This window comes from Neisseria sp. HMSC70E02, from assembly GCF_001838645.1.
Lineage (GTDB): Bacteria > Pseudomonadota > Gammaproteobacteria > Burkholderiales > Neisseriaceae > Neisseria > Neisseria macacae.
This window is the reverse complement of the sequence record NZ_KV838116.1, coordinates 68,525-77,289: the sequence shown is the minus strand read 5'-3', so window position 1 is coordinate 77,289 and position 8,765 is coordinate 68,525. Positions and strand designations below refer to the sequence as shown.

General features: G+C 48.3%; 5 protein-coding genes. 3 read left to right on the top strand and 2 right to left on the bottom strand.

Annotation, left to right across the window (positions count from 1 at the left end):
- Nucleotides 1-396: 396 nt before the first annotated feature.
- The gene (locus HMPREF3277_RS10805) at nucleotides 397-1,662 is read left to right on the top strand and encodes a Glu/Leu/Phe/Val family dehydrogenase (RefSeq protein WP_070871116.1); all 1,266 of its coding nucleotides are present in this window, start codon (nucleotides 397-399) and stop codon (nucleotides 1,660-1,662) included.
- Nucleotides 1,663-1,801: 139 nt separating this feature from the next.
- Here the strand turns inward: HMPREF3277_RS10805 and HMPREF3277_RS10800 are convergent, their stop codons facing one another.
- Together HMPREF3277_RS10800 and ppsA are read right to left on the bottom strand one after the other, a co-directional pair.
- Nucleotides 1,802-2,374 carry a hypothetical protein gene (locus HMPREF3277_RS10800; protein ID WP_070871115.1) on the bottom strand — a complete coding sequence of 191 codons (573 nt, stop codon included), beginning with the start codon at nucleotides 2,372-2,374 and terminating at the stop codon, nucleotides 1,802-1,804.
- Between the two features lie 252 nt (nucleotides 2,375-2,626).
- Nucleotides 2,627-5,011: a phosphoenolpyruvate synthase gene (gene ppsA, locus HMPREF3277_RS10795; RefSeq protein ID WP_070871114.1), complete on the bottom strand. Its 2,385-nt coding sequence runs from the start codon at nucleotides 5,009-5,011 to the stop codon at nucleotides 2,627-2,629.
- 418 nt (nucleotides 5,012-5,429) lie between these two features.
- On the opposite strand from ppsA, the gene HMPREF3277_RS10790 reads away from it, so the two are divergent.
- A complete protein-coding gene (locus HMPREF3277_RS10790; RefSeq protein ID WP_003757356.1) occupies nucleotides 5,430-6,251 on the top strand; it encodes a posphoenolpyruvate synthetase regulatory kinase/phosphorylase PpsR in 822 nt (273 codons plus the stop codon).
- A 254-nt stretch (nucleotides 6,252-6,505) separates the two neighbouring features.
- Nucleotides 6,506-8,626, top strand: coding sequence for a polyribonucleotide nucleotidyltransferase (pnp, locus tag HMPREF3277_RS10785; protein WP_070871113.1), 2,121 nt, complete (start codon nucleotides 6,506-6,508; stop codon nucleotides 8,624-8,626).
- Nucleotides 8,627-8,765: the final 139 nt, after the last annotated feature.

The following is an 8,765-nucleotide window of genomic DNA, read 5'->3' as shown; positions in this document are numbered from 1 at the left end:
CGCCGTCCTGGTTTAAAGTTAATCCACTATATAAAGTCAAAATGGATGAAGCAGCCCATCTTGTTATGTCTTATTTTGTGCTGCCGAAAATTGGATATTGTTAACAATATTATCAAGTCTGATATGCGGTCGTTGTTGTTTTTAAAGCATCAGCCTGATGATATAAAATTTCAGACGATTTTTTAAAAAACAAGGGCTTTAGTTTTAGTAGCCGATTTTGGCGGCGATATCGGACAACGAGGTGTCAGGTTTCAGAGGTCGTCTGAAAATAAATTCATATATAAATTAATCAATTTTGAAAATACTGACTACATGCTATTACATTTCATTTGGAAATTGGTTATAGTTACAACTGTGAAGCCCTTAAATTTCAACCAGACATAAGAAGGAAGAGAAATGTCCCAATCCGCCGCAAAAGAAACCCTTAACCCTTTCGAAATCGCCCGCAAACAGGTCAAAACCGCCTGCGACCGGCTCAATGCCGACCCTGCGGTGTATGAAATTCTGAAAAGCCCGCAACGCGTTTTGGAAGTTACCTTCCCAGTCAAACTCGACAACGGCACGGTCAAAACCTTCACCGGCTACCGTTCGCAACATAACAACGCCGTCGGCCCGTACAAAGGCGGCGTGCGCTTCCATCCCAATGTGAATTTGGACGAAGTCAAAGCCCTGTCGATTTGGATGACCATCAAATGTTGCGTTGCGGGCATTCCTTATGGCGGCGGCAAAGGCGGCATTACTTTGGATCCGCGCGATTATTCCGAAGCAGAGTTGGAACGCATTTCACGCGCTTATTCCGAAGCAATCTCCCCGCTCATCGGCGAGAAAATCGATATTCCCGCCCCCGATGTGAACACCAACGGCAAAATCATGTCGTGGATGGTTGATGCCTACGAAAACATCGTTAAAAAATCCGCACCGGGTGTGTTCACCGGCAAACCGGTTGAATTCGGCGGCTCTTTGGCGCGTACCGAAGCGACAGGTTACGGCGTGAACTTCGCCGCCGTCCAAGCTTTGGAAAAACTCGGCAAAGACGTCAAAGGCGCAACCTACGCCATCCAAGGCTTCGGTAATGTGGGCTATCACACAGGCTATTACGCGCATCAATCCGGTGCGAAAGTCGTTGCCGTTTCCACCGTTGACGTCGCCATCTACAACGAAAACGGCCTGGATATGGAAGCCCTGTTCAAAGAGTTCCAAGAAAAAGGCTTCATTACCAACGAAGCCGGTTACGGCAAAGAAATCAGCAACGCCGAACTCTTGGCATTGGATGTGGATGTACTCGCCCCTTGCGCGTTGGAAAACCAACTGACTTCCGAAAACGCGGGCAAAGTACGCGCCAAAATCGTGGTCGAAGGCGCAAACGGTCCGACTACACCCGAAGCGGATGCTATCCTGCGTCAAAACGGCGTATTGGTCGTGCCCGATATTCTGGCGAACTGCGGCGGTGTGGTCGTTTCCTATTTCGAATGGGTGCAAAACCTGCAAGGCTATTACTGGGAATTTGACGAAGTTCAGGAAAAAGAAACCGTTGTCCTGCGTCGCGCGTTCCGCGATATTTGGAATCTGGCGCAAGAGTATGACGTGGACTTGCGTACAGCGTCTTATATGATGAGTATCCGCCGCGTTGAAAAAGCGATGAAGCTGCGCGGTTGGTACTGATCAAATTTTGAAGCGTTAGTTTGAGAAAAGGTCGTCTGAAAAATTTTCAGACGACCTTTTGGTTATGGCGGATAAGGTTAGATCATGGCGGAAGGAAATCCTAGTGTGATTTGATTTTCCCTCAATTGGCTTGCTATTTCTATTCAGAAATTACATGTCTACCATTATTCACGTAGTCTATAGGTGTGAAATGTATGGGTAACTCTGCATTCCTAATAGAAAAAATGTAATTCTTATAAAATAAACTATCTATGGAATGAATGTCTATTTCTAAAATATCTCTTTTAAATTTTTGAGCAATTTTTGTGCATTCTTTCTCATCAACATTTTTCCCAAGGAAGAAAAATAAAATTGACAATAACAAACAATAGCAACATCTAAATTGATGCAAGGAAGAATTAATAAAAATTGGTTCTTTAATATCTGAAATATAAAATGGAATCAGCCATATTTCTTTGTTTTTATTTATCGCAAAGAAACCATTATTATTTCTTCCGAAAACAATAAATTCATCTTTTTTATCGTTCTCAACGAGAACTTCCTCATCTTTAAATTTTATGAATTCAAATTTGTCTTTGTAATAATTTTCCAATTTTGAATATTCATTATTTGCCATGTCATTTAATAATTCAGAAAATGAAAAAATTTTTCTATTAAACTTTTTCGAGATTCTATATTCTGTTCCTTTTAAATCAATCTCGTTAATAATCATATGAATTTATCCTGTAAACTTTTGCATCGACCTAATAATTTTTAGTGAGTTCTCGAAAGTATAATACTCTAAAAACAGTAAGGTAGATTGGTTTAGAAAGACAACTTTTAAAAGGGTCGTCTGAAAACCATTTTTCAGACGACCCCGTATGGTTTGATGATCGATGCGGTAAGGTATGTTTGATGTAACACCTATTACATAAAATCCCCCGAATGTTTCCAATCGGGGGATTGTTCAATGTTGATAAAAAGTTTATTTATTCAACTCGTTAGCCAAATACAGCCAAGTTTCGATGACGGTATCCGGATTCAGTGAAACGCTTTCGATGCCTTCTTGAACCAGCCATTTGGCGAAGTCCGGATGGTCTGACGGACCTTGACCGCAGATACCGACGTATTTGTTTTGCTTGCGGCAGGCAGAGATTGCCAAATGCAGCATCACTTTGACGGCAGGGTTGCGTTCGTCAAACGATTCGGACACCAAGCCGCTGTCGCGGTCGAGGCCGAGGGTCAGCTGGGTCATGTCGTTGGAACCGATAGAGAAGCCGTCGAAGTATTGCAGGAATTGTTCTGCCAATACCGCGTTGCTCGGCAGTTCGCACATCATGATCAGGCGCAGGCCGTTTTTGCCGCGTTCCAAACCGTTTTCTTTCAAAGCTTTGACGACGGCTTCGGCTTCGCCCAACGTGCGGACGAACGGAATCATGATTTCGACGTTGGTCAGCCCCATTTCGTCTCGGACGCGTTTGAGGGCTTTGCATTCGAGCGCGAAGCAGTCTTTGAAGCTTTCAGCAACGTAACGCGCCGCACCGCGGAAGCCTAGCATCGGGTTTTCTTCGTGCGGTTCGTAAATGCTGCCGCCGACCAAGTTGGCGTATTCGTTGGATTTGAAGTCGGACATACGGACGATGGTTTTACGCGGATAAACCGATGCGGCCAATGTCGCCACGCCTTCGGTGATTTTATCGACGTAGAAGTCGACAGGGGAGGCGTAGCCGGCGATGCGGCGGGTAATTTCCGCTTTCAATTCATCGTCTTGTTTGTCAAATTCCAACAAGGCTTTCGGGTGGATACCGATTTGGCGGTTGATGATGAATTCCATCCGTGCCAAGCCGATGCCTTCGCTCGGCAGGTTGGCGAAGCTGAATGCGAGTTCGGGGTTGCCGACGTTCATCATGACTTTAACCGGCGCTTTGGGCATATTGTCCAAGGCAACGTCGGTGATTTGTACGTCCAGCAGGCCGGAATAGATGAAGCCCGTATCGCCTTCGGCACAGGATACGGTAACTTCTTGACCGTTGCTCAGCAATTCGGTCGCATTTCCGCAGCCGACTACGGCAGGAATACCCAGTTCGCGCGCAATGATGGCGGCGTGGCAGGTGCGGCCGCCGCGGTTGGTAACGATGGCGGAAGCGCGTTTCATTACCGGCTCCCAATCCGGGTCGGTCATGTCGGTAACGAGTACGTCGCCTGCTTCAACGGAATCCATTTCGGAGGCGTCTTTCACCAAGCGGACTTTGCCTTGACCGACTTTTTGACCGATGGCGCGGCCTTCGCACAAGACGTTTTTGTCGCCGTTGATGTCGAAGCGGCGCAGGTTGCGGCTGCTTTCTTCTTGGGATTTTACGGTTTCGGGACGGGCTTGCAGGATGTAGAGTTTGCCGTCCAAGCCGTCACGACCCCACTCGATATCCATCGGGCGGCCGTAGTGTTTTTCGATTGTCAGCGCGTAGTGTGCCAACTCGGTGATTTCTTCGTCGGTAATGGAGAAACGGTTGCGGTCTTCTTCGGGAACATCGACGTTCATCACGGATTTACCGGCTTCTGCTTTGTCGGTAAAGATCATTTTGATTTGTTTCGAACCCATGGTTTTGCGCAGGATGGCAGGTTTGCCCGCTTTCAGCGTGGGTTTGAATACATAGAATTCGTCAGGGTTGACCGCACCTTGTACAACGTTTTCGCCCAGACCGTAAGATGAAGTCACGAAAACGACTTGGTCGAAGCCGGATTCGGTGTCGAGGGTGAACATGACGCCGGACGCGCCGCTGTCAGAACGCACCATGCGTTGCACGCCTGCCGAGAGGGCGACGATGTCGTGTTCGAAGCCTTTATGAACGCGGTAGGAGATGGCACGGTCGTTGTACAAAGAGGCGAATACATGGCGCATGGCTTCTTTGACGTTTTCCAAGCCGTTGATATTCAGGAAGGTTTCCTGTTGACCTGCAAACGATGCGTCGGGCAGGTCTTCGGCGGTCGCAGAAGAACGGACGGCAACGGAAATGTCCGCGCCGCCTGCGTCTGCAACCATTTTGTTCCATGCCGTTTCGATTTCGGCATCCAGTTGTTCGGGGAAGGGCGTATCCAAAATCCATTGGCGGATTTCTTTACCGACGCGCGCCAGTTCGGCGACATCTTCCACATCCAGTTGTGCCAGTGCGGCGGAAATACGCTCGCTCAGTCCGTTGTGCGCCAAAAATGCGCGGTAGGCTTCGGCAGTAGTGGCAAAGCCGCCGGGGACGCGGACGCCTTTTTCAGTCAGCTGACTGATCATTTCACCTAGGGAGGCGTTTTTGCCGCCCACGCTTTCAACATCAGTCATACGCAGGTTTTCAAACCAAATTACGTAGTTGTCAGCCATTTGTGTGTCCAATCCAAGATATGTTAAAAAAGAAACGAATACGCTTTGTTATTTTAAGCGATTCAAACGACCGCTGTCATGCTTTTTCTGTCTCGATTTATTTGCGGGTCGTCTGAAAAATTGCGGGCTTCAGGCGTGTAGTCAAATGAAACCTGATGGGAAAACCAGTATTCCTGTTGTCTATTTCTTTGTAAAACATAAGGTTTGAAATAGATTAATGACTGATTGGTAGAGTTTGGAAAGGTTTTGGATGGGTATAAAATTTTAAGATAATTCGATTATTAAAATAAAAATGCGTTTAAAGATGGGTTTAATTGCGTTGTAGTTGGGTGTAATTTAGGCGTATTCCCTTTATTTAGAAGGTTTCAGCTGCTATGATAACCGTCTGCAACTGTCTTAAATTTCAAAGGATGACTGAATGACCGCCCCGCGCCATGTGTTTTATATTTCCGACCGTACCGGCCTGACTGCTGAAAATATCGGTGAGGCACTGCTGAATCAGTTTGGCAGAATCGAATTCAAACGCCACACCTATCCCTTCATCGATACGCCTGAAAAAGCGCGTACCGTCGTCGAAATAGTCAACCGCAACGCTCAGGAAAACGGTTTGCGCCCGATTGCCTTCGTCAGCGTCGTCAATGACGAAATCCGTGAAATCATCAAAAAAGCGGGCGCTTTCCATATCAATTTTTTCGAAACCTTCCTCGGGCTTTTGGAAAAAGAACTCAACACCGAGGCGGTTGCCGCCGAGCAGGGGCACCACAGTATCGGCAATACGCAACGCTATGATGCGCGTATGGAGGCGGTCAATTTCTCGCTCAACCACGACGACGGCGTCAGCGATAAAAACCTGAAAGAAGCCGATGTGATCCTGATGGGCGTATCGCGTTCGGGCAAAACGCCGACCTGTCTTTACCTCGCCTTGCAATACGGTATCCGCGCCGCCAATTACCCGCTGATTCCCGACGATTTGGAATCCACCGACCTGCCGCGCATGGTCAAACCTTACAAAGACAAACTGTTCGGCCTGACCATTCAACCCGAACGCCTGCAGGCCATCCGTCAAGAGCGCCGTCCGAATTCGACTTATGCCAAAATCGATACCTGCCGCAGTGAAATTGCCGATGCGCAAAATATGTTCAAACGCCACGGCATCCCGTTCACCAATACGACGGATAAATCGGTGGAAGAACTTGCCGTCCATATCCTTCAAGCCTGCAAATTGAAGCGGCGTTTTTGAGGCGTAACGTATTGACTATTAATAAAAGGTCGTCTGAAACACGGAAGCGCGTTTCAGACGACCTTTTGCTGTCATGAATGCTTGGATTTACTTACATTTGCTATTATAATGCGCGTTTGGATTGACCGTTTGAAGTCGTCTGAAAAATTATAGTTTTTACCAACCGCCGCACACCTGAAACCCTAACTATGCACATTCTCACTTTTAGTGTGCATTATTAGTGTTTTAGCGTGCGGCATTCTGAAAGGAACGAAATGTTCGATAAACACGTTAAAACCTTCCAATACGGCAATCACACCGTTACCTTGGAAACCGGCGAAATCGCGCGCCAAGCCGCAGCGGCTGTTAAAGTATCGATGGGCGACACCGTTGTTTTGGTTGCTGTGACCACCAACAAAGAAGTCAAAGAAGGTCAAGACTTCTTCCCTCTGACTGTTGATTACCTTGAGCGTACTTATGCCGCAGGTAAAATCCCCGGCGGTTTCTTTAAGCGCGAAGGCAAACAAAGCGAAAAAGAAATCCTGACCAGCCGTCTGATCGACCGTCCTATCCGTCCGCTGTTCCCCGAAGGTTTCTACCATGATATTCAAATCGTTGCGATGGTGGTTTCCGTTGACCCTGAAATTGATTCCGATATTCCTGCCATGCTCGGCGCGTCCGCTGCGCTGGTGTTGAGCGGCGTACCGTTTGCCGGCCCGATTGGTGCCGCGCGCGTAGGTTATGTAAACGGTGTGTACGTATTGAACCCGACCAAAGCCGAATTGGCGAAATCCAAGCTGGATTTGGTGGTTGCGGGTACATCCAAAGCCGTTTTGATGGTGGAATCCGAGGCTAAAATCCTGCCTGAAGATGTGATGCTGGGTGCCGTCGTTTACGGTCACGACCAAATGCAGGTAGCGATTAACGCCATTAACGAGTTTGCCGACGAAGTAAACCCTGAAGTATGGGATTGGAAAGCGCCTGAAACCAATGAAGAATTGGTTGCCAAAGTGCGCGAAATCGCAGGCGAAGCCATTAAAGAAGCGTTCAAAATCCGTCAAAAACAAGCGCGTTCCGCTAAATTGGACGAGGCTTGGAGTGCAGTAAAAGACGCGCTGATTACGGAAGAAACCGATACTTTGGCTGCCAACGAAATCAAGGGTATTTTCAAACATTTGGAAGCCGACGTTGTCCGCACCCAAATTTTGGAAGGTCAGCCGCGTATCGACGGTCGCGATACCCGCACCGTCCGTCCTTTGAACATCCAAACCGGCGTATTGCCGCGTACACACGGTTCTGCCCTGTTTACCCGCGGTGAAACCCAAGCCCTTGCCGTGGCGACTTTGGGTACTTCGCGCGACGAGCAAATTATTGATGCGCTCTCCGGTGAATACACCGACCGCTTTATGCTGCATTACAACTTCCCGCCGTATTCTACCGGCGAAGTGGGCCGCGTCGGCGCACCGAAACGCCGCGAAATCGGACATGGCCGTTTGGCAAAACGCGCACTGGTTGCCGTATTGCCGTCTCCTGAAGAATTCAGCTACACCATGCGTGTTGTTTCCGAAATTACCGAGTCTAATGGTTCGTCTTCTATGGCTTCTGTCTGCGGCGGCTGCTTGAGCCTGCTGTCTGCCGGTGTGCCTTTGAAAGCACACGTTGCCGGTATTGCAATGGGTCTGATTTTGGACAACAACAAATTTGCCGTATTGACCGACATCTTGGGTGATGAGGATCACTTGGGCGATATGGACTTTAAAGTTGCCGGTACGACCGAAGGCGTAACCGCGCTGCAAATGGACATCAAAATCCAAGGCATTACCAAAGAAATCATGCAGATTGCTTTGGCGCAAGCCAAAGATGCGCGTCTGCACATCTTGGAACAGATGAAAGCCGCCGTGGCAGGTCCGCAAGAGCTGTCCGCTCACGCTCCGCGCCTGTTTACCATGAAAATCAACCAAGACAAAATCCGTGAAGTCATTGGCAAAGGCGGTGAAACCATCCGTGCGATTACCGCTGAAACCGGTACTGAAATCAATATCGCGGAAGACGGTACCATCACTATTGCCGCAACCACTCAAGAAGCCGGCGACGCTGCGAAAAAACGCATCGAAGAAATCACTGCCGAAGTGGAAGTGGGCAAAGTGTACGAAGGTACTGTGGTTAAAATCCTCGACAACAACGTTGGTGCCATCGTCAGCGTGATGCCGGGCAAAGACGGTTTGGTACACATCAGCCAGATCGCCCACGAGCGCGTACGCAACGTCAGCGACTATCTGCAAGTCGGTCAGGTTGTGAATGTGAAAGCATTGGAAGTGGACGACCGCGGTCGTGTGCGTCTGTCTATCAAAGCATTGACCGAAGCTCCTGCGCGCGAAGAAAAAGCGCCTGAATAATCGTTGGGCCGATTTTGATTGATAAAAAAGGTCGTCTGAAAGATTTCAGACGACCTTTTTTACTGAATGCGGATAAACAAAGTAGGGGGGGCAGGAATGTGGAATTATAGTGGATTAACTTTAAACCAGTACGGCATTG